At 70.5% G+C, this 22,609-nt stretch carries 24 protein-coding genes; 16 read left to right on the top strand and 8 right to left on the bottom strand.

The features are described 5' to 3' along the window. Positions 1 to 53 precede the first annotated feature (53 nt). Entirely contained in the window at positions 54 to 1,094 is a 1,041-nt protein-coding gene (locus tag QSK25_RS33485; protein ID WP_285644266.1) for a hypothetical protein, read from the bottom strand. Then, complete coding sequence (locus QSK25_RS33480; protein ID WP_285644264.1) at positions 1,087 to 1,623, bottom strand: RNA polymerase sigma factor; 537 nt, start codon at positions 1,621 to 1,623, stop codon at positions 1,087 to 1,089. The genes QSK25_RS33485 and QSK25_RS33480 overlap by 8 nt, the downstream gene beginning before the upstream one ends. Positions 1,624 to 1,862: 239 nt before the next feature. Between QSK25_RS33480 and QSK25_RS33475 the strand changes: the two genes are divergently transcribed. Then, a complete protein-coding gene (locus QSK25_RS33475; protein ID WP_285644468.1) occupies positions 1,863 to 3,104 on the top strand; it encodes a glycosyltransferase 87 family protein in 1,242 nt (413 codons plus the stop codon). On the opposite strand, the gene QSK25_RS33470 is transcribed toward QSK25_RS33475, so the two are convergent. Next, positions 3,094 to 3,918, bottom strand: coding sequence for a class II glutamine amidotransferase (locus tag QSK25_RS33470; RefSeq protein WP_285644262.1), 825 nt, complete (start codon positions 3,916 to 3,918; stop codon positions 3,094 to 3,096). The two genes, QSK25_RS33475 and QSK25_RS33470, sit on opposite strands and share 11 nt — an antisense overlap. 99 nt (positions 3,919 to 4,017) lie before the next feature. On the opposite strand from QSK25_RS33470, the gene QSK25_RS33465 reads away from it, so the two are divergent. Then, a complete protein-coding gene (locus tag QSK25_RS33465) occupies positions 4,018 to 4,440 on the top strand; it encodes a hypothetical protein (protein ID WP_285644261.1) in 423 nt (140 codons plus the stop codon). A 135-nt stretch (positions 4,441 to 4,575) separates the two neighbouring features. Here the strand turns inward: QSK25_RS33465 and QSK25_RS33460 are convergent, their stop codons facing one another. Next, positions 4,576 to 5,064: a GlcG/HbpS family heme-binding protein gene (locus QSK25_RS33460; RefSeq protein ID WP_285644260.1), complete on the bottom strand. Its 489-nt coding sequence runs from the start codon at positions 5,062 to 5,064 to the stop codon at positions 4,576 to 4,578. Between the two features lie 112 nt (positions 5,065 to 5,176). Between QSK25_RS33460 and QSK25_RS33455 the strand changes: the two genes are divergently transcribed. Both QSK25_RS33455 and QSK25_RS33450 read left to right on the top strand, forming a co-directional pair. After that, complete coding sequence (locus QSK25_RS33455; protein WP_285644259.1) at positions 5,177 to 6,139, top strand: sensor histidine kinase; 963 nt, start codon at positions 5,177 to 5,179, stop codon at positions 6,137 to 6,139. After that, positions 6,136 to 6,741: a response regulator gene (locus QSK25_RS33450; RefSeq protein ID WP_285644258.1), complete on the top strand. Its 606-nt coding sequence runs from the start codon at positions 6,136 to 6,138 to the stop codon at positions 6,739 to 6,741. Before QSK25_RS33455 ends, QSK25_RS33450 begins: the two co-directional genes overlap by 4 nt. On the opposite strand, the gene QSK25_RS33445 is transcribed toward QSK25_RS33450, so the two are convergent. Both QSK25_RS33445 and QSK25_RS33440 read right to left on the bottom strand, forming a co-directional pair. After that, on the bottom strand, positions 6,738 to 7,301 hold the full coding sequence (locus QSK25_RS33445) for an ester cyclase (protein WP_285644256.1): 564 nt from the start codon (positions 7,299 to 7,301) through the stop codon (positions 6,738 to 6,740). The two genes, QSK25_RS33450 and QSK25_RS33445, sit on opposite strands and share 4 nt — an antisense overlap. 10 nt (positions 7,302 to 7,311) lie before the next feature. Further along, on the bottom strand, positions 7,312 to 8,361 hold the full coding sequence (locus QSK25_RS33440; protein WP_285644254.1) for an MBL fold metallo-hydrolase: 1,050 nt from the start codon (positions 8,359 to 8,361) through the stop codon (positions 7,312 to 7,314). A gap of 74 nt (positions 8,362 to 8,435) precedes the next feature. On the opposite strand from QSK25_RS33440, the gene QSK25_RS33435 reads away from it, so the two are divergent. The 6 genes from QSK25_RS33435 (at position 8,436) to QSK25_RS33410 (ending at position 15,241) form a co-directional block, all read left to right on the top strand. Then, entirely contained in the window at positions 8,436 to 9,101 is a 666-nt protein-coding gene (locus QSK25_RS33435) for a TetR/AcrR family transcriptional regulator (RefSeq protein ID WP_285644252.1), read from the top strand. A 20-nt stretch (positions 9,102 to 9,121) separates the two neighbouring features. Further along, positions 9,122 to 9,952: a phosphatase PAP2 family protein gene (locus QSK25_RS33430; RefSeq protein WP_285644249.1), complete on the top strand. Its 831-nt coding sequence runs from the start codon at positions 9,122 to 9,124 to the stop codon at positions 9,950 to 9,952. Between the two features lie 65 nt (positions 9,953 to 10,017). Further along, a complete protein-coding gene (bla, locus tag QSK25_RS33425; protein ID WP_285644247.1) occupies positions 10,018 to 10,899 on the top strand; it encodes a class A beta-lactamase in 882 nt (293 codons plus the stop codon). A gap of 338 nt (positions 10,900 to 11,237) precedes the next feature. Beyond that, complete coding sequence (locus tag QSK25_RS33420; RefSeq protein WP_285644245.1) at positions 11,238 to 12,935, top strand: cellulase family glycosylhydrolase; 1,698 nt, start codon at positions 11,238 to 11,240, stop codon at positions 12,933 to 12,935. Between the two features lies 1 nt (position 12,936). Next, entirely contained in the window at positions 12,937 to 13,833 is an 897-nt protein-coding gene (locus QSK25_RS33415) for an NAD-dependent protein deacetylase (protein ID WP_285644244.1), read from the top strand. Continuing rightward, positions 13,811 to 15,241 carry a DUF4419 domain-containing protein gene (locus QSK25_RS33410; protein WP_285644242.1) on the top strand — a complete coding sequence of 477 codons (1,431 nt, stop codon included), beginning with the start codon at positions 13,811 to 13,813 and terminating at the stop codon, positions 15,239 to 15,241. Before QSK25_RS33415 ends, QSK25_RS33410 begins: the two co-directional genes overlap by 23 nt. A 4-nt stretch (positions 15,242 to 15,245) precedes the next feature. Here the strand turns inward: QSK25_RS33410 and QSK25_RS33405 are convergent, their stop codons facing one another. Beyond that, complete coding sequence (locus QSK25_RS33405; protein WP_285644240.1) at positions 15,246 to 15,602, bottom strand: RNA-binding S4 domain-containing protein; 357 nt, start codon at positions 15,600 to 15,602, stop codon at positions 15,246 to 15,248. Between the two features lie 9 nt (positions 15,603 to 15,611). On the opposite strand from QSK25_RS33405, the gene QSK25_RS33400 reads away from it, so the two are divergent. Then, positions 15,612 to 16,163 carry a chorismate mutase gene (locus tag QSK25_RS33400; RefSeq protein ID WP_285644239.1) on the top strand — a complete coding sequence of 184 codons (552 nt, stop codon included), beginning with the start codon at positions 15,612 to 15,614 and terminating at the stop codon, positions 16,161 to 16,163. Here QSK25_RS33400 and QSK25_RS33395 read toward each other — a convergent pair. Then, complete coding sequence (locus tag QSK25_RS33395; protein ID WP_285644238.1) at positions 16,160 to 16,483, bottom strand: STAS domain-containing protein; 324 nt, start codon at positions 16,481 to 16,483, stop codon at positions 16,160 to 16,162. The genes QSK25_RS33400 and QSK25_RS33395 overlap by 4 nt on opposite strands. A gap of 43 nt (positions 16,484 to 16,526) precedes the next feature. On the opposite strand from QSK25_RS33395, the gene QSK25_RS33390 reads away from it, so the two are divergent. From QSK25_RS33390 to QSK25_RS33370, 5 genes are all read left to right on the top strand, one after another. Beyond that, the gene (locus tag QSK25_RS33390) at positions 16,527 to 17,534 is read left to right on the top strand and encodes a glycosyltransferase (protein WP_285644237.1); all 1,008 of its coding nucleotides are present in this window, start codon (positions 16,527 to 16,529) and stop codon (positions 17,532 to 17,534) included. Positions 17,535 to 17,666: 132 nt separating this feature from the next. Then, complete coding sequence (locus QSK25_RS33385; protein WP_285644236.1) at positions 17,667 to 19,346, top strand: peroxidase family protein; 1,680 nt, start codon at positions 17,667 to 17,669, stop codon at positions 19,344 to 19,346. A gap of 60 nt (positions 19,347 to 19,406) precedes the next feature. Beyond that, positions 19,407 to 19,868 carry a hypothetical protein gene (locus QSK25_RS33380; protein WP_285644234.1) on the top strand — a complete coding sequence of 154 codons (462 nt, stop codon included), beginning with the start codon at positions 19,407 to 19,409 and terminating at the stop codon, positions 19,866 to 19,868. 58 nt (positions 19,869 to 19,926) lie between these two features. Beyond that, positions 19,927 to 21,144, top strand: a complete 1,218-nt coding sequence (locus tag QSK25_RS33375) for an MFS transporter (protein ID WP_285644233.1) — start codon at positions 19,927 to 19,929, stop codon at positions 21,142 to 21,144. Between the two features lie 27 nt (positions 21,145 to 21,171). Next, on the top strand, positions 21,172 to 22,575 hold the full coding sequence (locus tag QSK25_RS33370) for a serine hydrolase (RefSeq protein WP_285644232.1): 1,404 nt from the start codon (positions 21,172 to 21,174) through the stop codon (positions 22,573 to 22,575). Positions 22,576 to 22,609: the final 34 nt, after the last annotated feature.

Genomic DNA, 22,609 nt, shown 5'->3' with positions numbered 1-22,609 from the left:
AGCCCGCCGCGTTGTGACAGGGGACCCCGAACCCCCTGTCACGACGCGACGGGTCAGGAGGCGAGCCCCATCCCCGCCACCACCTTGGTCGTCACCGACGTCGTGCCGATGACCTGGCCCTGCTTCAGGCCCCACGCGTCCTTCGCCAGCACCGTGCGCGACCCGAGGTACTCGCCGGTGGTCTGGTCGATCACGATCTGCTCGGTGGTCTCCCTCTCGGTGACGCCGAGCGCGGTGCCCGTCCGGCCGTCGAGCACGGCCGCCTTCTCGGCGACCTCCAGTCCCGGCAGGTAGCTCAGCGCCTGGTAGACCGCGGCCCGCACGTGCGCGGGGTAGGCGCCGGTGCCGAGGCCGTCGTTGACCATCCGCAGGAAGACCAGGCCCTCGTCGCCCTGCGCCTCGTCGCGGAGCTTGAGGTACAGCTGCTTCGGGTCGGCCGGCAGCGTCGCGAGGTACTCGGGTGACGGGTCGCGAAAGCTGATCTTCACCTCGTCCCGCAATGCCGGGCCGCCGTCGGAGCGGTACTCGCTCGCCCCGTCGAACGGCGAGTTCAGGTCCGGCGGGAGGTCCTTCTCGGAGCCGATGAGCCACTGGCGTCCGCTCGCCTGCTCGCGCCGGTAGAGCCACGGGCCGTTGCGGTCGGCCGGGATCCACGTCTGGAGCTTCTGGTCCTGCAGGAACATCCAGTCGTGCTCGTACTCGGTCATCGACCAGCGCGCGTCCTGCTGCACGAGCAGGTACTCCTCCGGCCGCAGCTTCGCGTCACCGGTGAGGTTGGCGGCCTTGTTCAGCAGGTCGGCCGCCGCGGCGCTGCCCACGCTCGGGCCGTTCACCCGCGACACCAGCGACGGTGCGAGCAGGGCGGCACCCGCGAGCACCACCATCGCGGCGGCCGCGGCCACCACGGGGATGCGCCGCTTGCGCCGGGGAGCGAGCGGCACGACGGTGCCGGAGACCGGATCGGCCGCCGTGTCCGCGTCGATCCGGGCGAGCAGGGCGGCCCGGCCCCGGTCGAACGCCTCGTCGCTCATCGGGGCGACGTCCGACATCGCCCACTTCACGGTCTCGTCCTCGACCTGGCGGATCTCACGCACCGTCGTCACCCTCCTGTCCGTTGATCTTCGCGCGCAGCTTGGCCCGCGCCCGGAACAACCTGGTCCGCACGGTCGCCACCGGCGTCTCGGTCACCTCGGCGACCTCGGCCGCGCTCAGGTCGCCCCACGCGATCATCAGCAGCACGTCGCGTTCCTCCGGCCGCAGGTCGGCGAGCACCTCGCCCAGGTCGCTCATCAGCGACTTCGCGTCCACCGCCGACGCCGTGCGGTCGTCGACGTGGTCGGCCACCGCGCGCCTGCCGTGGTCCCGCGCCCAGGCCCGCAGGCGCCTGCCCTCGGAGCGCACGTGCTGGCGCAGCAGGTTCGTCCCGATCCCGAACAGCCACGCCTTCACGCTCGCGCGGGCCGGGTCGAAGCTCTGACGGCGTTCCCAGGCGATGAGGAACGTCTCGGACACCAGGTCGTCCGCGATCGCGGCGTCCACCCGCAGCGCCAGGTAGCGGTGCAGATCGCGGGCGTGCCGGTCGTACAGCTCTACCCAGGCGTCCCTGTCCAGAGGCTTCGTCACCCCCGGCCCTCCTGTTCGCGCCGGCGGCGCTGTCTCGGTGCTCACGCACACTATTGACCGATGGGCCCGCGAGCATTCCCGGCCCGGCGGTGTGACCTGGTCCACAGTGCCACGGTCGCGCGCGTTCGGCTCCTCGCGCGCGATTGGCCGTCTCCGCCGGGTGCGTTCCCATGAGGACGGTCACATCCGTTGGTGGAAACGGAGATGCGCGCACCGGCCAACAACTTCCCGTGAACGAGATGCAGCTGCTGGGCCGGCTCGCCGGCGAGATCCCGCCGATGTCCGACGGCGCCTTCGAGGCCGGCCGGAAGAGACTTCTCGTGCGGCACCGCTGGGCCACCGCGCGCAAGGTCGTCCGCGCGATCTGGGTCGTGGTGCTGCTCGTGCTGCCGATCAAGATGGCCGCGATGGGCGCGTATTACCTGGACCTGCAGGTGTACCGGACCGGCGGCCTCGCCTGGTTGCGGGAGGTCCCGCTCTACGTCGGCTTCCCCGGCCCGCTGGACGGCCCGGACCTGCCGTTCACCTACCCGCCGATCGCCGCCGTGCTGTTCAGCGGGCTCACGTTCGTGCCGGTGCTCGTGGCGAACGCGCTGGTGGTGGCCCTGAACTTCGTCTGCCTCACGGTCGTGAGCGTGCTCGTCACGAGGACGCTGAGCAGGCGTGCGGACGTGGCCTTCACCGTGGGACCGGTCGTCGCGATCCTCGGTGTGTCGCTGGAACCCGTGATCTCGACGTTCCTCTTCGGACAGATCAACCTCGTGCTGATGGCGATCGTCGTGGTCGACGCGCTCGCCGTGCGCGATCCCCGCTTCCGGGGCCTGCTGATCGGCGTGGCCGCCGCGATCAAGCTGACCCCGTTGATCTTCCTGCTGTACTTCCTGGTGCGCAAGGAGTGGCGGGCGGCGGCCCTGTCGCTGGCGGGCTTCGCGGGCATGGCCGTGCTCGGGTTCCTGTTCGCCGCGAAGGACTCGGCCGAGTTCTGGTTCAACGCGATCTTCGACACGAGTCGCGCCGGTGGCCTCGCCTACGCGACCAACCAGTCGCTGCGCGGGTTCCTGCACCGCGTCAACCCCGGCGAGCACGCCGAGTCGCTGATCTGGACGGGGCTGTCGGTCGTCGTCGTGACGCTCGCCGTCGTCGCCGCCTGGCGCGCCCGGGACGAGGTCGTCGCGCTCACCGCGATCGCGACGGCCGGGCTGCTCGTCTCGCCGGTCTCGTGGTCGCACCACTGGGTCTGGTGCGTGCCCGCGTTCCTCGCGCTCGCGTTCACCCGCCGCGCCTGGGCCCGGCCGGTGCTGGGCGTGCTGCTGGTGATCTTCCTGGTGCACCCGTTCGGCTGGCTGCCGAGCACCGGCGACAAGGAGATGCTCTGGAGCTGGCAGGAGCACGTCTACGGCGACGCCTACACGTGGGCCGCGCTCGCGGGCCTGGTGGCGGCCGCGATCACCGCCACCGGCCGGCGACGCGTCACGGCTTGAACGGGACGAGTTCCTCCTCGACGCCCGTCCGGACGATCACGCACGTCGACTCGGGCACCTCCTGCCAGGCCCCGACCAGGTCACCGAGCGGTTCCGACACGACCAGCCGCGAGTCGTCGGTGAGGTCGTGCAGCGCCGGGTTGTCCGGGTACTGGCGGCGCAACGTCGACACGTCGGTGCTGTGGAAGAGCGACCGCGACCTGCCGCGGCTCGAGTACCGGAACGCCCACGTCGTCGAGCCGTCGGTGACCGCGACCGTCATCTGGACCGGGTACTCGACGCCCGCCCGCCGGCCGACGTCCTCGACGAACTCGACCATGCGCCCCACCGCGGCGGGCGGGTCCTGCTCCAGCCCGAAGCTGATCGCCAGGTAGAACATGATCTCCGAGTCCGTCGACCCCTCGACCAGCGGGAACAGCACCGGGTCGATCGCCAGCATGAGCTCGCGCCGCACCAGCGGGAACTTCGCGATGAGGCCGTTGTGCATCCACAGCCAGTTCCGGTGGCGGAACGGGTGGCAGTTCGACCGCTGCACCGCGCCGCCCGTGGACGCCCGCACGTGCGCGAAGACCCGGTCGACGGTGATCTGCGCGGACAGTTCCCGCAGGTTGCGGTCGTTCCACGCGGGCTCGGTGCTGAGGAACAGCCCCGGCGTGCTCGTGCTGCCGTACCAGCCGATGCCGAACCCGTCGCCGTTGACCGCCGTCGCGCCCAGCCGCGCGTGCTTCGACTGCATGACGAGCGAGTTCTCCGGCGCGTAGAGCAACTCCTCCAGCAGTACCGGCGAACCGGAGTAAGCGAGCCACCGGCACATCACGAACCTCCTAGAAAACCCCAGCGCTACATGGGAACACGTAGCAGACCGGAATGGGAGGTTTGCGGCGACGCGCCTTCCTCGGGCAGCATGGCGGGGGTGACGGTCCCTCCCGGCTTACGGCAGCCGCCCTACGAACCGCCGCGCGCGAACTTCGAGACCATCGAGGTCTACGCGCCGGTCACGCAGGTGGCGCCTCCGGCGGGACCCACCCCGGAACCCGCTCTGGAACCCGCCGACCGCTCGGACATCGCCGTCATCGGCCCGATCGCCGCCCTGGTGCTGGCCCTGACGATCTCCACGCTGATCCTCGAGCACCCGGCCGCCCGCGCGGTGGCGGCGGGCCTCGCGACCGTCGGCCTGCTCGCCGCCGTCGCGCTGATGCTGATGGGCAAGAAGCCGCAGCCCGGCCGGCACGTGGCCCGGCACGCGGTCGCGCCCGTCGACCCCGAACAGACCGTGCGGATCAACCAGGGGCGGCCCGCTCCGGGCTGGGGCACCACCGGCGACCGGCGCCGGTGACGACATCATGCCTGCTCACCGCTGTTGGGGGCCGCGTGGTTCGGCTGAGCACCCGTGGTCCTCTGGCGCCGCTGACGTGAGTCCGGCGTGGAGGCCGTCCGTTCCCTCGTAGGGACGGCCTCCACGCGGGCCCGCTCACCGCAGGGTGGCGAGGCCCGCCTTCGCGAACTTCTCGTCCAGGTCGCCACTCGGCGCGCCACCGACGCCGATGCCCGCGACGGACGTGCCGTCCACCGCCACCGGCACGCCGCCCGCCAGGAACAACGTGCCGGGGATGTCCCGCAGCGTCGCGCCCTGGCCGGTGACGCGCCCGGCCAGTTCCGAGGTCGGGGCGTTGAACGACACGGCCGTGAACGCCTTGCGCCGCGCGGACTCCTCGGTCTGCGGGCCCGCGCCGTCCCCGGCGAGCAGCACCACGAGGTCACCGCTTCGGTCGACGACGGCGACCGTGACGCGCTGGTTCTCCTTCTCGGCCGCGTCGAGGGTGGCCTGCGCCGCCCTGATCGCCGCGTCGATGGTCAGCACCTTCTCCGCACGGGTGGGGGTGCGCTGGTCGGCCGCCGCGTAGCCGCCGCCGACGCCGAGCACGACCAGGGTGGCGATTGCGATCTTCTTGATGTCCATGGCTCACACGGTTCCGCGTTTCCGCGCCCGTTCCCTGGTGATGACGGTTGAACCTCGGTTCAACCCATCGGTTGACCCGCTGCCGCCGGGGTCTCGCCTACAGTCGCTCGACGTGTGGCTGCACAGGGCGATGCACGCGGGTTTCTACGTGCTGCTGACGGCGTCGGCGGCGCGGTACGTCGCGTACCACGGCGCCGACCTCGTGGTGCTCGGCCTGGCCCTGGCGCTCGGCGCCGCCTACCCCGCCGGCGTGCGCTGGACCGGCGCCCTCCCCGCCGTGCTGGCCGTGTGGCTGGTGCTCGTGTGGCTGGCGCCGAGCTTCGGCTGGTGCGCCATCCCGCTCTTCTTCCAGTGCCTGCGCCAGCTCAAACCCCGCGTGGCGCTGCCGATCGCGGCCCTGCTGACGTTCGCCGTGGTCCTGGCCCAGATCAGGCTCGCGGCGACGTTCGACTGGTCCCTCGTCCTCGGCCCGGTGGGCGTGGCGGTGCTGACCGCGGCGGTGTTCTTCGACCGCGCCCGCCTCCTGCACGAGGCAGGCGTCCTGGAGGAACGCCAGCGCCTCGCCCGCGAGATCCACGACACCCTCGCCCAGGGCTTCTCCAGCATCAACCTGTTGCTGTCCCTGGGAGAATCCGGCCGCGCGGCGACCGTGGCCCGCGAGAACCTGGCCGAGGCCCGCCGCTTCGTCCGCGACCTCTCACCCATCCGAGGCACCCTCGTGGACGCCCTCCACCGCCTCTGCCCGCACGTCGAGGTGGACGGCGACCCGTACCCGTTGAGCGTGCAGACCGAGGTGGCCCTCCTGCGCGTCGCCCAGGGCGCCGTGGCCAACGCCGCCGAGCACGCTCACGCCTCGCACGTGGCGATCACGTTGTCCTACCTGGGAGACGCGGTGACACTGGATGTCGTGGACGACGGCCAGGGCTTCGACCCCACCACCACCCGCGCCACCGAGGGCCGCGGCTACGGCCTGGCCTCCATCCGGGGCCGCATCACCGAACTGGGCGGCACCGTGTCCGTCGAAAGCGCACCGGGGGAGGGAACCGCAGTGGCCGTGACGGTGCCGACGCCGTGAGAGTCCTGGTGGTGGACGACCACCCGGTCGTCAGGTTCGGTCTCGTGGGCCTGCTGTCCCGCGACTTCGAGGTGATCGAGGCCCCCACCGGAGAGCGGTCCGTGGAGCTGGCGTCCACGGTGGACGTCGTCCTGATGGATCTCCAGCTGGGCAAGGGGATCGACGGCGTGGAAGCCACCCGCCGCATCCGCGCGCTGCCCGAACCCCCGCAGGTGGTCGTCCTCACCACCTACGACTCGGACGCCGACATCGTCCGCGCCGTCGAGGCAGGCGCCATCGGCTACCTGCTCAAGGACTGCGCGCCCGAGGAACTCGCCGAGGCCGTCCGCACGGCCTCGACCGGCCAGACCGTGCTGTCCCCGGACATCGCGCAACGCCTGCTGCGCCAGGTCCGCGGCCCCGCCCCGAAGCTCAGCAAGCGCGAGGTGCAGATCCTCGAGCACCTCGCCCGCGGCCTGTCGAACCGGGAGATCGCGAAGGCGTTGTTCATCAGCGAGGCCACCGTGAAGACCCACCTGGTGCGGATCTTCACGAAGCTCGGCGTGGAGACGCGCACGGCGGCCGTGACGACCGCCGTGGAACGCAAGCTGATCCGGATCTAGTCGTCCAGGTCCGGCGGCGTGGTCTCGGTCAGGCGCGGGTCCGGCTGACTGCCCGACATCGCGAGCATCCCGCGCACCACCCGCAGCAGCTTGGCGAGGCCACTCGGCTTCTTCCGGTCGATCCCGCCGATCACCTGCTTGAGCACCGACAGCTGGTCGAAGTAGATCCGCTCGGTCACGAGGTTCTCGTCGGCGTCGAAGATGAAGTACGCGTTCATCCGCGTGCGGTGCTTGCCTCCCGTGGCCGGGATCTTGCCCAACGGGCCGAGGTGGGTGCCGAGGAGCCAGAACTCGACGATCACGGCGTCGACGCTGTGCCGGAACGAGATCAGCTCGTGGTGCTGGTCGGGGAACGCGACGCGGGTGTCGGTGTAGTACTGGCGCACCGCGTCGTCGCCGTCGTGGACGACCATCTGCGCGATGACCTCGTAGTGGGGGTGCGGGAACGTCGACAGGGTGGCGTCCCAGTCGTGGGCCACCTCGTCGCGGAAGTGGTCCAGGACGAGCTTCTCGCGGGCTCGCAGGGCTTCTTCCGGGGGCAGGACGAAACGCGACGTCATCGGACGCTCCTCAGTGGACGATCTGGCCGTGGGTGAAGGTGGGCCTGGTGCCGGGGTTCGTCCAGGCGCCGGTGAGTTCGCTGGACGGGAAGAACTGGAGGAACCGCGGGTCGCGCGTGCTGCGGTCGGCGATGGTCTTCTCCAGCACGATCGAGTTGTACTGGTCGGCCGTGGTCTCGACGGTGTTGGCGTTCAGCACGACCTCCTGCTGCCAGCGCCGTGACCAGGGAGCGAGGCCGGGCAGGCGGGAGTGTTCCGGGGTCAGGGCTTCGGCGGCGATCACGTTCTCGCTGCTCACCCAGATGCCGGTGGAGGTGTGGACGACGAGGCTCTGGTTGCCGAACACGTGGCCCGGCGTCTTGATCACGGCGACGCCGGGGCCGAGCACGACCGAGCCGTCGACGGGCAGGAACGCCTCCGGCGGCACGTCCGCGTAGGTCGCCGGCTGGTACCAGGGCTTCTGCAACGGGTGGAGGTCGGCCATGGCCATCAGTTCGTCGCGCTGCACGATCACCTTGGCGTTGGGGAACAACGCGGGCGTGCTCGACGTGCCGATCCAGCGGCGCAGGTCCTGCGTGTGCAGGTGGTCGAACATCAGGTAGTCGACGTCCTCCACCGCGATGCCGAGCGCCGCGAGGTGGTCGGGCACGGTGCCGTGGACCTTGACCATGCGGCGTTCCACCACGTCCGGCGTGCGGTCGGACAGGTCCTCGAAGTACGGCGTGTAGCGGCCGTGCTCGTGGTCGCTCGGCTCGAACAGCAGCACCTTGTCGTCCCAGCGGATCACCAGCATGCGGTTGGTGATCGACAGGAACGGCGCGATCGCCCGCGAGGCCCGGAACAGCCCGAACCGCGTCGGGTACGGCAACGTCACCAGGTCGCGCGTGACGATGCTCGCGGGCGTGCCGGTCGTGGCGAACTCCCGGCGGAACGCCAGGCCGCGCTCGCGGGCCACGCGCAGCCGTGCGCCGGGACCGCCCTCGACGTCCATCGCCGCGAGCGTGTCGATCTCGGTGCCGATCGTCGGCAGATCGGCCGCGGTTCCCCACGGAAAGCGCATCGCCCCTCCAATACCCACGGTGTGGGTTAAACCGTAAACCCACGGTGTGGGCATCCGCAAGGCACAATGGCCAGGTGACTGACACCCGTCGCGGCCGTCCGCGCACCCCGCTGCTGTCCCGCGAGTCGATCGTCGCGGCGACGTTGCAGGTCATCGGCGACGAAGGGGTGGCGGCCGTCGGCATGCGGTCGGTCGCGCGGCGGCTCGGGGTGGACGCGAAGAGCCTTTACAACCACGTCGACGGCAAGGACGGACTGCTCGACGCCGTCGCCGAACAGCTGCTGGGCGGCCTGGTCCTGCCGGCGCCGACCGGGGACGCGCGGCACGACCTGCACGCCGTCGCGCACGCCTTCCGCGACCGCGCGCTGGCCCATCCGGGAGCCGCGCCGCTCGTGCTCACCCGGCAGCTGTCGTCACTGGAGGGCCTCGCGCCCGTCGATGCCGTGCTGACCGTGCTGCTCGCGGCGGGAGCGGACCCCGAGGAGGCCGTGCACCTGCTGCGGATGCTGCTGGCCACGTTGATCGGCACGTTGCTGCGCGAGGTGTCCGCCGCGCCCACGTTCGGGGGAGACGACGGCGAACGCTTGGAGGCGCTCCAAGCCGCCGGGCTCCCCGCGATCGCCACGACCGCGCCGCACCTCGCCGAGTTCGACCGCGCCGCCGAGTTCGAGTACACGGTGGACCTCGCGATCACGGCCGTGCTGGCGCGCATTGATCTTCGCACTGCGCGTCAGGCCTGACAGCGGCAGACTCACGTGGCGTGAACCTCCGACGGTGGCCCGTGGTCGCGGCGTCCGGCTTCGTCTTCGCGGCGATCGTGTACGTCCTCGCCGTGCTGACCCGAGCCGGCCAGACCATCGAGAACGCGGCCCTGCGCGGCGCCGACCAGGACAACGTCGACGAGGCCGACGCCGCCTGGCAGGCCCTCGGCCAGATCACGATCTACTCGCTGGCCGCGGCGGTGGTCGTCGTGGCGTTGATCGGTGTGCTCAGAAAGCGCTGGGACCTCACCGTCGCGGCCGTCGGCGTGATCGTCGCGGGCCAGCTGGTCGTGCAGGCGCTCAAGCGGTTCGTCCTGCCGCGCCCGCACCTGGTCGAGGTCACCGGCGACTACGCGCACAACAGTCTCCCGAGTGGACACACGACGATCGCGATGACCGTGCTGTTCGCGGCGATCATCGTGGTGCCGTGGAAGTGGCGCGGCGTCGTGCTGTTCTTCGTGCTGCCGTGGGCGACGGCGATCGGCCAGTACACGCTCACCGCGAAGTGGCACCGCCTGAGCGACACCCTCGCCGCCGACGGCATCGCACTGGCCGTCGCCGCGCTGGCCGCGTGGTGGTTGCAGCGCAGGGGATCCCTGCAGCCGTACACCGGCCCGCGCCGCATCGGACGCGTCGTGCTGGTGGTGTTCTGGTCGTTCGCGGCCGCCGCGACCCTGGCCCTCGGCCTGGTCCTGTGGGTCTTCCCGCTGGCCCGCGAGGGCCTGAACGCCGACGAGTGGGTCATCTACCTCGGCGCCTGCATGCTCGCGTCGGCGGGCTCGCTGATCGCCGCGCTCACCTACCTCGCGTGCTGGCGCCGGATCGGGTGACAACCAGTTGATCTCCCGTGCGTCCTGTCAGGTGGGAGAGGTTTCCGGAGTGAGGGGACAGGACGTTGAGCGTTAACCGACGTGCCGTGCTGACGTGGGGAGCGGGGGCGGCCCTGGCGGTGACGGTGCCCGCCACGGCGCAGGCCTCGACGGTCACCGGCAGACTGCGCGACCTGGAGAAGCAGCACCACGCGCGCCTCGGAGTGTTCGCGACGGACACCGGCACCGGTCGCACGGTCCTGCACCGGGCCGACGAACTCTTCCCGCTGTGCTCGACCTTCAAGACCATCGCGGCCGCCGCGGTCCTGCGCAAGGACCGCGACGGAACGCTGCTGGGCAAGGTGATCACCTACACCCGGTCCGATGTGGACAAGTCGGGCCACGGCCCGATCACGGGCAAGCCCGAGAACCTCGCGAACGGCATGACCGTCAAGGCCCTGTGCGAGGCCACCATCACCTACAGCGACAACTGCGCCGCCAACCTCCTGCTCAGGGAACTGGGCGGCCCCACCGCGATCAGCCGCTTCAGCCGCAGCATCGGCGACCCGGTCACCCGCCTCGACCGCTGGGAACCGGAGCTCAACTCGGCGGAGCCGGGCCGCATCACCGACACCACCTCGCCGCGCGCCATCGGCCAGAGCTACGCGCGCCTCACCCTCGGCCACGCCCTCAACTCGAACGACTCCGAGCAGCTCACGAAGTGGCTGCTGGCCAACACCACGGGCGGCAACCGGATCCGCGCGGGCCTGCCGTCGGCGTGGCGCTGGGGCGACAAGACCGGCACCGGCAGCTACGGCACCACCAACGACGTCGGCATCGCGTTCCCGCCGGGCCGCGCGCCGATCGTGATCGCCGTGCTGTCGACCCGCAAGGACGAGCCGACGGGCGCGGCCGACGAGCCGCTGCTCGCCAAGACGGCCGAACTGGTGGCGGCGACGTTCAGCTGACCGCGCGAAGGACGGACGGAAGGGGCTGGGGCGGCAGGGCTCTGGGGCATCGGGCGCACGCAGCGCGACGGCGCAGCCGAGCCCGTCAGGGCAACGGCAAGCGCGAGGCGCTGCCCCTCGCGGGGGTCGGCCGGGCGCTGTCCAGCCCGGCCCTTCCGGTCCGGCCAGCGCCTCGCAAGGGCTCCGAAGTCAGGCCCCATCCCTGTCGTCGCGCAGCGGCGATGCCGAAACCCGAGCTCGTCCAGGCCTGCCCGACCGCGCTGGAACTCTAGCCGCGACGCCGCCCGACCGGCTACGGTGCAATGCGAATCTCGTTCACGTTCCCAAAGGCGGCGGCGATGCGGCGAGCGGTTCTCCTGACGGTCCTCTTCCTCCTCACCCTGGTCATCACCCCAGCACGGGCAGAATCCTTCGACGGCACCGAACTGCGCGTCGAAAACGGGGTCTTCCGAGACGAACACGGCCGCGAGGTGGTCCTGCGGGGCTTCAACGTCTCCGGCACCGCGAAACTGGCCGAGTACCGCGGCCTCCCGTTCGCCAGTACCGGTGACGCGCGCAAATCGGCCCGAGCCATGAAGGACCTGACCGGCGCGAACGCGGTCAGGTTCCTCCTCACCTGGGCCTGGATCGAACCCCGGAAGGGCCAGATCGACCACACCTACCTCCAGGGCGTCACGACCCAGCTGCGCCAGTTCACCGACGAGGGCATCCGCGTCTACCTGGACTTCCACCAGGACCTCTACTCGCGCCACCTGTTCAACAAGGACAGTTGGTACACCGGCGACGGCGCCCCGGCGTGGGCCGCGAGCGGATACCCCAAGGAGTCGTGCGGGATCTGCGTGCACTGGGGCCAGAACATGAAGAACAACAACGCCGTCACCGCCGCCACCTACGACTTCTGGCACAACAGGAACGGGGTGCAGGACTCGTTCGTCAACGCGGCCGGCGAGGCGCTCAAACACGTCAAGAACGCCTTGCCCGCCAACGAGTTCAAGCTCGTCGTCGGTGTCGACCCGCTGAACGAGCCGTACGCCGGCAGGTACGACGCGGGCCAGACCTCGCAGACGTGGGAGCGCGATCTGCTGATGCCGTTCTACCAGCGCTTCCGGGAGGAGATGGACGAGGCGGGCTGGAACGCCAAGCCCGCGTTCGTGGAGCCGTTGGTGTTCTGGAACCAGAACGTCGAGTTCTTCGCCGAACCCGGTGGGCTCACGCTGGTCCCGACGCTCGGCGACCGGTTCGTGTTCAACGCGCACTTCTACGACGGCAAGGCGCAGTCCGGGGTCCTGATGCCCGGCAAGGCCGCGGACGGGCAGTACACCCAGGCGTTCACGACGATCCGCGACCGCGCGAAGGCACTCGGCACCACGGCGATCGTCTCCGAGTTCGGCCACCCCGTCTCGGGTTTCACGTCCGACAAGACGCCGTCCGTGCTGAAGGCGATCTACCAGGGGCTCGACTCGACGGCGCCGGGTGCGCGGTGGTGGTCGGCGCCCAAGGGCAGCGTCGTCTCGGGCAGCCAGTGGCACTGGGACACCAACTACGGCCGTCATCGCGAGCTGATGAACGACAACCCGAACAAGGTCAAGACCGACGGCGACGCCATGAACGACGAGCACTTCTCGGCCGTGAAGCTCGACGCGAACGACAACCCCGTGCTCAATGTCGACCGGGCCGTCGTCGACCGCGTCTACCCGCAGGCGGTCGCCGGCACCACGCTCGCGTTCACCTACGAGGACCGCGCCTACCAGACCTGGCAGCAGGTCCCGTTGCCGAACGTGCGCGCGCTCGTCGGCAACGCGCCGTTCGCCGTCATCGTCTGGGACTCGAACGGCGGCACCGCGCCCACCGAGCTCCACCTGCCCGCGTCGTTGCGCTCGCCGCTGGTGATCAGTTCGGCGACCTCTGCCGTCGACGGCGACAGGCTGCTCCTGCGAGCAGGTCAGGGAAGGCAGTTCGCGCTGGTCACGGCCTCGTCGAACGGCAACGTCGCCGCGGCGGAGGCCGAGATTCGACAGTGGTACGTAAGCTGGTGAAGTGCGAACAAGGCCCACTCTGAGCTGGACGAACCCGGGCCCGTCGCTGCCGCGCACCACCGCCCTCACCGACGTCGTGCCGATCGTCGCGCGGGGCGGGGTGCTGGTGCTCAGCGGCGCGGGCCTGTCGACCGAGTCCGGCATCCCCGACTACCGCGGCGAGGGCGGGTCCCTGCGCAAGCACACCCCGATGACCTACGAGGAGTTCACCACCAGCGAGGCAGGCCGGCAGCGCTACTGGGCGCGCAGCCACGTCGGCTGGCGCACCATCGCCCGCGCGCACCCGAACGCGGGCCACCACGCCGTCAGCAGGCTGGAGCCGCTGCTGTCCGGCGTCATCACCCAGAACGTCGACGGCCTGCACCAGGCCGCGGGCTCGCCGGACGTGGTCGAACTCCACGGCGGCCTCGACCGGGTGATCTGCCTGGACTGCGGGCTGCTGAGCCCGCGGCTCGACCTCGACCGCCGCCTGCGCGAGGCCAACCCGGACTTCCACGCCACGACGGACGAGATCAACCCGGACGGCGACGTCTTCCTGCCCGAACACCAGGTGCGCGACTTCCGCGTGGTGCCGTGCGAGGAGTGCGGCGGCGTGCTCAAGCCGGACGTCGTGTTCTTCGGCGAGAACGTCCCACGCCCGCGCGTCGAGCAGTGCTTCGACCTCGTGGACAACGCACGGTCGTTGCTCGTCCTGGGGTCCTCGCTCACGGTCATGTCCGGGCTGAGGTTCGTGCGCCGCGCCGCGACGGCCGGCATCCCGGTCGTGATCATCAACCGGGGTGAGACGCGGGGCGACGCGCACGCGTCGCTGCGGGTGGACCTGCCCTTGGGCAAATCGCTGACGGAACTGGCCGAAGTCGTCCTACAGTCCGGGAATGGTGACCTTCCCGGTCGATGACGTCACGCCGGTGACCGACGCGCTGCCCACCCGCCCGATCGCCGACCTGTTCCCCGGAGCGCGCGCCACCGGCGGCAGCGCACGGGTGCTCGAGCCCAACGGCGTGCACCCGTTGCTGCACGCCGTCTCCAAGGCGTTCGCGGAACACCGCCCGCTGGTGCTGTCCCCGGACGCGGTGTGGCTGACGATCGCGCGGGGCATCGCCGAGCACGTGAAGGAGCACGCCGAGGAGTTGCGGCCGGTCCTGGTCGGTCACCGGGGCAAGCAACGCCTGGAGGTCCTGCACGGCCCGGACGACACCTGGGACACCGTCCTGGAGGGCCTCGCGAAGCAGATCGGCGACACGACCTTCGACTGCGACTTCAGCACGAGCACCGCCGTCGAACGCCTGGCGGGCCGCGTCGCCATGATGGACGCCTACTCGCCGTACCACGGGTACTGGATGATCGCGGTCTGCGGCATCCCGTCGATCACCCTGACCGGCACCCCGGACGACTGGCGGGAGATCCGCAGGAGGATCGACGACCTGCCCCGGTTCGGGCTGGAGCACTGGTGCCGCTCGCTCGTCCCGATCACCGACCAGTTCGTGCGCGCGGCCGAGGGCAACGCCGACACGGACTTCTGGAAGCGGATCTACAACCCGTTCGACGCCTACGGCGGTGAGCGCGTCACCGGCTGGATCACGCGCTTCTACCCCTATCTGGGCACGGGGTCCAGCCCGAACCCCATGCTCGACCTCCCGGTGGGGGAACCGCGCGACACCACCGAGCACAGCATCGCCACCACCTCCGTTCGAGCCACGCTGTGCCGCGCGGTGATCAACGTCAACACCGGGCACGACCTCACCGCGGTCGCCGTCGACGCGGGTCTGGTCGGGGTCGCCCAGCACGACGACGGTGCGCTGGAACCCGTGGCGGGCTGGGCGGTGGTGTCCGCGCCACCGAGCCTCGAAGCTGTGCTGGACCGCATCGCCGCCGAGCACGAGTGGACCCCTCCTGACCTGACCGAGACGGTGGCGGGAGCCACGTACGAGGTCGAGATCGCCGTCCGGCCGGACGGCGGCGGCGAGGTGGTCCCGCTCTACGAACGCTTCGGCACGGTGTCGCTGCACGGCGGTGCGTGGCGGCTGCGCGGGCACCGGGAACGTCACACCGAGACCGTCGGCGGCCACTACGTCCGAGTGGTGTTCGACCTCGCGGACGGCCGGGTGGTCGGCGAGATCGCCGAGTACGGCACCGGGCTGAGCCACTGGGTGGTCCTGCGCCCCGGCGACCGGGCCGAGGACGTTCCCGTGCTCGGCACGTCCCTCGCGATGATCCTGGAGTCCGTGCTCGACCACGACGAGATCGGCCACCTGGAGACGATCAAGCTCAGCCACCTGGTGCTGGTCGACCCGTTCCGCGACTAGGGCCCTAGTTCTGCGAGCGGAACCTGTCCAGCTCACGCCGTTCGCGCTTGGTCGGACGCCCGGCACCGCGGTCGCGCCGGGCGATCGGCACCTCCACCGGCGGCTTCGGCGTGCGGTCGATGAAGCACATCGCCGCGATCTCCGCGCCCACCCGCTTCGAGATCACCCGCACCACCTCGACGACCCGGGTCCTGTCGCCGACGCGGGCACGCACCTGGTCACCGGGCACGACGGTGGCGGAGGGTTTCGCGGGCTTGTCGTTGATGCGCACGTGGCCGCCCCGGCAGGCCTGGGCGGCGTCCGGGCGGGTCTTCGTCAGCCTGACCGCCCACAGCCAGCTGTCGATGCGCGTGGACTCCACCCCGCCATCATGGCACTCTCGGAGATCATGAGGCTCCTGGCGGTCGCATTGACCCTCGCCGCGTCGCTCACCCCGGTGGGCCCGCTCGGCGAGCTCACGGGCTTGGCCGTGCAGCGCGTCCAGGTCGGTGACCTGGTGGCCGCGGCCAAGTTCGGGACGACGCAACCGATCGACGACCCCGTGCGCGAGCAGCAGGTGCTGGACACCGTCCGCGCCAAGGCGGTGGAGCTGGAACTCGACCCCGAGAACGCGGCCCGGTTCTTCCGCGCGCAGATCGAGGCGAACAAGATCGTGCAGCGCGGCCTGTACGCGCGCTGGACCGCGCACCCCGAGGAGGTGCCGCAGCACCGGCCCGACCTCGCCACCGAGGTGCGACCGGTCCTCGACCGGCTCACCACCGGGATCCTGGCCGAACTCAAGGACACCGAAGGGCTGCGCCGCCCGACGCTGAGGTGCGGTATCCAGGCGGCCGTCGCGGAACGCTCCGCGGTGGTGCTGCACCGCCTCGACCGCCTGCACGGGGACGCGCTGGCCGAGGCGATGCGCACGGTCTGCTCCTAAATGTCCACTGTGGACTTCAGGCCCAGCATCCGTGCCAGGCCGGACAGTTCGAGCACCTTCGTCACCTGCGCGGACGCGCCGGAGAGGCGGAGTCCGCCCGCCGCGGCCGATGCGCGGGCGTGCCCCCGCACCAGCGAGCTCACGCCGCTCGAGTCGCAGAACGTGACGCCGGTCAGGTCCAGCACGACGTAGCGGTGTCCCTGGTCGAGCAGGCGGTCGAGCCGGGCGAGCAGTCGTTCCGCGCCGGGACCGGCGAGTTCGCCGGAGACCGTGACCAGGGTGGAGGCAGGCGACGACTCGGTCACCGTGACTTCGAGCATTTCGCAGCTGTACCCACTGGTGGCCGCCGCGAAACTGGGTTCCGTGCGCATTCTGCTGACGGCGTTGCCGATCCGCTCCCACCTCGTGCCGACGATGGTGCCGCTGGCCAGGGCGTTCCGGGAAGCGGGGCACCAGGCCGTGATCGCGACCGGTCCGGCCATGGCGCACCTGCCGCACACCGTCGCCATGCAGGACGTCCCCGCGCCGTCCGGCATCGGGCCGGCGTGGTCGCACCACCTCGTGGTCGCCGCCGCCGCGAACGTCCTCGACTTCGCCCGCACCTGGCGCCCCGACGTGATCGTGCGCGAGACCAGCGAGTACGGCGGCCAGGTCGCCGCCGAGGTGCTCGGCATCCCGCACGCGCTCGTCGACATCGCCCCGTTCGCGCCGCTGGAGATCCCGCTGCTCGACGAGCTGCTGGACAAGGTGCGCGCCCGGTTCGGCGTGGCGGGCGTCGACCCCGTGCTCACCGCCGGCCTGACGCCCGCCGCCTGGCACCCCGCCCAGCACCACTTCCGGGTGCCGACCGACCAGGAACGCGCGGACGACGCGCCGGAGATCGTCGCTTCCTTCGGCATCCACGCCCGGCAGCTGATGGCGGATTCGACGCTGCTGCACACCGTCGTGGCGGCGCTCGGCGAGACGAACACCCGTTCCGTGGTCGCGACAGGCCACGCCGAGTGGAAAGGCCCACGTCCGGGCAACGTCCGGCTGGAACCCGAGATTGCGCAACAACGGTTCCTGAACACCGCGAGGCTGTTCGTCACGCACGCGGGTTACGGCGGTGTGCGGGAGGCGTTGACCGCGGGGGTGCCGATGATCGCGTTGCCGTTGTTCGCCGATCAACCGCGCAACGCGGCACGAATTCAGGACCTCGGTGCCGGGGTGAAGATCGACGTGAAAGGCCTGACCGCAGCCTTTCTCGCGGAACGGATCGACCACGCGCTGGACGCGAAGACATATCATGAAGCGGCTGAGGGTCTGGCCGCGCAGATGGCCGCTCTGGAAGATTTCCGGAATTTTCCGGACCATCTCGTATCCGCTGTGTGACAACTTTTTGGTTGTCGCCAAAAGCTTCGACGGTAATTTCGGCCGTCTGGAGACTGGCGGTGGGGCAGGTGCTTGTTGGGGAGAACAGGACGCCTGACACAGGGATGCACAGGGGGAGATATGAAAAGGCACGTGCGCGACAGTTTCTTCGTCGTGGGCGAAGGTGTGCTGGAATTCGACGGCAAAGGTGAGGCCACCACGCGTCAGCCCTCCACGGCGGAGGAGTTGCGCAGGTTCCGGTTCTCACGGCTGGGGCCGAAGGGACCGCGGACGGACGAGGAGACGCGGGTGGCCCTCGCGACCGCGATCACCGCGGACGTCCCGCAGCCCGACTCGGCGGACCCGGCCGTCCCGGCGGGGTTCACCTACCTCGGCCAGTTCGTCGACCACGACCTGACGATGGACCGCACCGAGTCGCAGCTCGGGCAGGACGTCAACCTCGACGAGCTGATGCAGGGCCGCTCGCCGGCGCTGGACCTCGACTCGGTCTACGGCCGGGGTCCGCGCGACAAGGACGACCAGGTCTGCTACGCCGAGGACGGCGTGAAGCTCAAGGTCGGCACGACGACGCCGGTGGCGTTCCCGGACGAGGGCACCAACGTCCCGTTCGAGGGCTTCGACCTGCCGCGCCGCGGTGGCACGGCGGGCACGGCCGCGGACCGGCGGCTGCCGCTGATCCCGGACGAGCGCAACGACGAGAACCTCGTGGTGGCGCAGACGCACCTCGCGTTCATCCGCTTCCACAACCGCGTGGTCGACGAGCTCGCGCTCACCGGCCTCACCGGCGAGCGGCTCTTCCGCGCCGCCAAGGAACTCGTGGTGCGGCACTACCAGTGGATGCTGCGGACCGACCACCTGCCGCGGATCATCGACCCGGCGATCGTGGACGACGTGTTCACCCACGGCCGGAAGTTCTTCGAGGTGCCGGGTCGCCATCGCGGCCGGGACAACTCGCCGACCATGCCGGTCGAGTTCTCGGTCGCGTCGTACCGCTTCGGGCACAGCCAGGTCCGCGGCGCGTACCAGTGGAACCGCGTGTTCAACAGCAGCGGGCCGCAGACCGGGCCCGGCGGGATCGCGACGTTGTTCGCGCTGTTCACCTTCACCGGCGTCAGCGGCAACTTCGACCCGAGCTCCGGCACGCCCGCCGACCTCGACGACGTCAACCGGGGCCCGCTGTTCACGTTGCCCAGCAACTGGATCGCGGACTTCCGGCGGCTCTACGACTTCACCGAGGCCGAGCGCGACGACCTGGTGCCGCCCGCGCGGTTCGGCGGCGGCAACGTCACCAAGCGGATCGACACGCTGCTCGTCGACCCGCTGACGCAGCTGCCGGCGGGCACGTTCGGCGGGCGCGGCACGCAGTTCCGCGAGATCGAGCGCAACCTCGCGTTCCGCAACCTGACCAGGGCCTCGATGATGGAGCTCGCCACCGGTCAGCAGATCGCCGAACTCTTCGGCGTGGCACCGCTGACCGCCGAGCAGATCCTGGTGGGCAACGGCGGCGCGGTCGTCGAGGGCCTGTCCGAGGAGCAGAAGGCGCAGCTCGTGGCCAACACGCCGCTGTGGTTCTACGTCCTGCGGGAGGCCGAGGTCGGGGGCGGCCTGATGGGCCCCGTGGGCGGCCGGATCACCGCCGAGGTGTTCCACCGCGCGATGGAGGGCAGCCGGATCTCGATCGTGCGCTCGCCGTACTGGCGGCCCACGCTCGGCCCCGACTCCAGCACGTTCCGCATGGTCGACCTGCTGCTGTTCGCCTTCGAGGGCAAGGCAGACCTGCTGAACCCGCTCGGGGACCCGGCCGGCGCCTGATCTTCCTCGCTCCTCCTGTCTGGCCGGGTGGTGGCAGTCAGACAGGAGAGGGAGATCGTCATGCGTCCAGAAACCACACGTCGCCGCGAAAGCACGGAAGAACGGGTTGCTCGATTTGCGCGCGAGTCCGGAATTCCGCTGCTGCGCATCGGACTGGGGGTCGTCTACCTCTGGTTCGGCGTGTTGAAGCTCTTTCCCGGTGGCAGCCCTGCCGAGGACCTCGTCGAACGCACGGTCTCCGCGCTGACGTTCGGGATCGTCCACGGGGATCTGGCCCGGGTGAGCGCCGCGATCACCGAAATCGGGATCGCACTGGTTCTGCTGAGCTTCCGCGCACCGCGGTCGTGCGCGGTCCTGCTGGTCGGTCACGTCGTGCTGGTGTCGACACCGCTGGTGTTGTTCGCCGGTGAGATGTGGGCCGGTCCGCTGCAGGCGTCGTTCGAAGCGCAGTACATCCTGAAGAACCTGGTGACCGTCGCCGCCGCGGTGGTCATCGCCTCATCACACCCGAGGGTGCGATGAACGGGAGCCGTCCGATTCTCAGCTGATCGGGCGGCTCCCGCCGTTATACGTTGTCCCGATGGGGGACACTTTCGCGCCTTTGGCGCATCCAGCTTTTCGCTGGCTGCTCGCGGCCCGGTTCACGACCCTCGCGGGCAGCGCCATGGCCCCGATCGCACTCGCGTTCGCGGTCCTGGACATCACCTCGTCGGTCACCTCGCTCGGCATCGTCGTCGCCTCGCGGTCACTGACGAACGTGGTGTTCCTGCTCTGGGGCGGGGTCGTCGCCGACCGGCTGCCGCGCCACCTCGTGCTGGCCGGGTCGTGCGCGCTCAGCTGCCTGAGCCAGGCCGTGATCGCGACGCTGGTGCTGACCGGGTCGGCGTCGATCACCTGGTTCGCGGTGCTGGCGGCGGTCAACGGCATGTCGAGCGCCTTCTCGTTGCCCGCCTCCGCCGCGCTGGTGCCGCAGACCGTGCCGGCGGACCTGCGCGTGCAGGCGAACGCGTTGCTGCGCCTCGGGGTGAACACCGCGATGATCGGCGGCGCCTCTCTGGGCGGCCTGCTGATCGCGTTCACCGGTCCCGGCTGGGGGCTCGCGGTGGACGCGCTGTCGTTCGCGCTCGCGGGTGTGTTCTTCTCACTCGTCCGCGTGCCGGGCGTCGCGGCGGAGCGCAAGCCGTCGGTGCTGGCCGAGCTGAAGGTCGGCTGGACGGAGTTCGTGGCCCGGCGGTGGGTCTGGATCGTGGTCGTCGCCTTCACGTTCGTCAACGCGGCCATGGCCGGTGGCGTGATGGTGCTCGGGCCGGTGCTGGCCGACACGACGTTCGGGCGCGAGACCTGGGGCCTGGTCGTCGCCGCGCAGATCGCGGGCATGCTCGCCGGCACGGTCGCCGCGATCCGGATCAAGGTGCGCCGCCAGTTGCTGCTGGGCGTGTCGTGCGTGGCGAGCTTCGCCCTGCTGCCGGTGGCGATGGTCGTGCACCCGCACCCGTGGCTGCTCCTGGTCGCCTCGTTCCTGGGCGGGCTGTGCCTGGAGCAGTTCGGCGTGGCCTGGCACGTCGCGCTGCAGAACCACGTCCCGGCGGACCGGCTGGCGCGGGTCTACTCCTACGACATGCTCGGGTCGCTCGTGGCGATCCCGCTGGCACAGCTCGCGATCGGGCCGCTGTCGCACACGTTCGGGATCTCGGCGATGTTGCTCGGATGCGCCGCTGTGCACCTGATCGCGACCTTTGTCATGGTCACGTCACGGTCTGTGCGCTCGGTGGAGAACGTTGATACGGTGCGTGTGTAGTTTGATTCCACTTCACTGGGGGAGTGAATGAACCGCAAGCGTTTCGCTGCGTTCATCACCGTGCTCTCGTTGACGAGCGCGGCTCTGGCACCGGCGGCCCACGCCGGAACCGATCACCGGCCGCTGGCCGACCGCCTGCGCGAGGCGATCGTCGCGCAGAACTTCAAGGACGTCATCGACCTGACCCCGCCCGACCTGGCCGCGTCCGCGCGGTCCGCGGGCAAGCGGGAGAAGTACGACGCCTCGCCCGCCGAGCTGATGAACCGGGCGCAGGTCCGGACGCTGGCGGCGGGCAAGCCGTTGCACCAGACGCCGAACATGGACGCGGCGATCTTCGAGCTCGACGCGTTCGGCCGCCCCAAGGCCGTGGCGAACGTGCTGCTCAGCCCGCAGCACCCGGACGGCGTGGTCGTGCCGGTGGACCGCAAGGGCCTGTCCACCGACCAGGTCCGCTACCGCTGGTGGGACGACACCGAGTGGGACGTCAACGGCGGCAAGGGGACCGTCGACGTGCTGCCCGGCCGGGAGAACGCTCCCATCGACTTCTCCTCGCCGTACCCGGCGTCCGTGCTGAAGCTGATGGTCGGCTTCGGCGTGCTGCGCCTCGCCGACCAGGGCAAGCTCGACCTCGACGCCGACTACACCTACGCCCCGAACCCGGTGCGCGAGGCGTGCGGCGGCCCGTCGGTGAAGAAGATCCGCCAGCACTTCGACGAGATGATCACCAAGTCGCAGAACGAGTCCACCTGCGCGCTGATCAAGCTGATCCACGACCTCAACGCGTGGGACGCCGTCAACCAGACGTTCGTCGACCTCGGCATGCCGACCCTGATGGTCACCGGCACGATCCCCGGCAACGGCGGCCGCTGGATCGGCTCGAACATGAGCGGCCTCGACACCGCCAAGCTCCTGCTGCTGGTCAACGGCGGCGCGGGCGTCCTGTGGACCACCGACAAGGGCAAGCAGGTCACCCGCCACGAGCTCTCGTCCACGTCCCGGAAGTTCTTCCAGGACACCCTGGCGGGCCAGGGCCACAACGAGATGCTGTCGACCCCGAACTGGTGCGGCCGCGACTACCCGACGCAGGGCATCCCGCAGCAGGTGCCGGCCCGCTGGATCAAGCCGGACGGCACCGTGACCGTCGGCGACGCCGTCTACGACCGCGACGTCCGCCCGTGCAACGACGCCGCCGAGGTGACGTTCGCGCACAAGACCGGCTGGGTCGACACCACCGGCTCCGACGCGGGCATCGTGAAGTCGTTCCGCGGCAAGGACAAGCGCAACTACATCGTGGTCGTGTTCTGCAACCTGGGCACCGACTACGTGGACGCCGGCCGCCCGGCCGACCCGCCCGGCGTGTTCCCGGTGCTGTACACGCAGAAGTACGCGCAGCTCGGCAAGGCGATCGACGGGATCATGGCGAATCTCTAACGGAGAACGCGGAGTTCTGGAAAATCACATCAGG

Origin of the sequence: Lentzea sp. NBRC 102530, assembly GCF_030269365.1 — a bacterium.
Taxonomy (GTDB): Bacteria; Actinomycetota; Actinomycetes; order Mycobacteriales; family Pseudonocardiaceae; genus Lentzea.
This window is presented reverse-complemented; position numbering and strand designations above follow the sequence as displayed.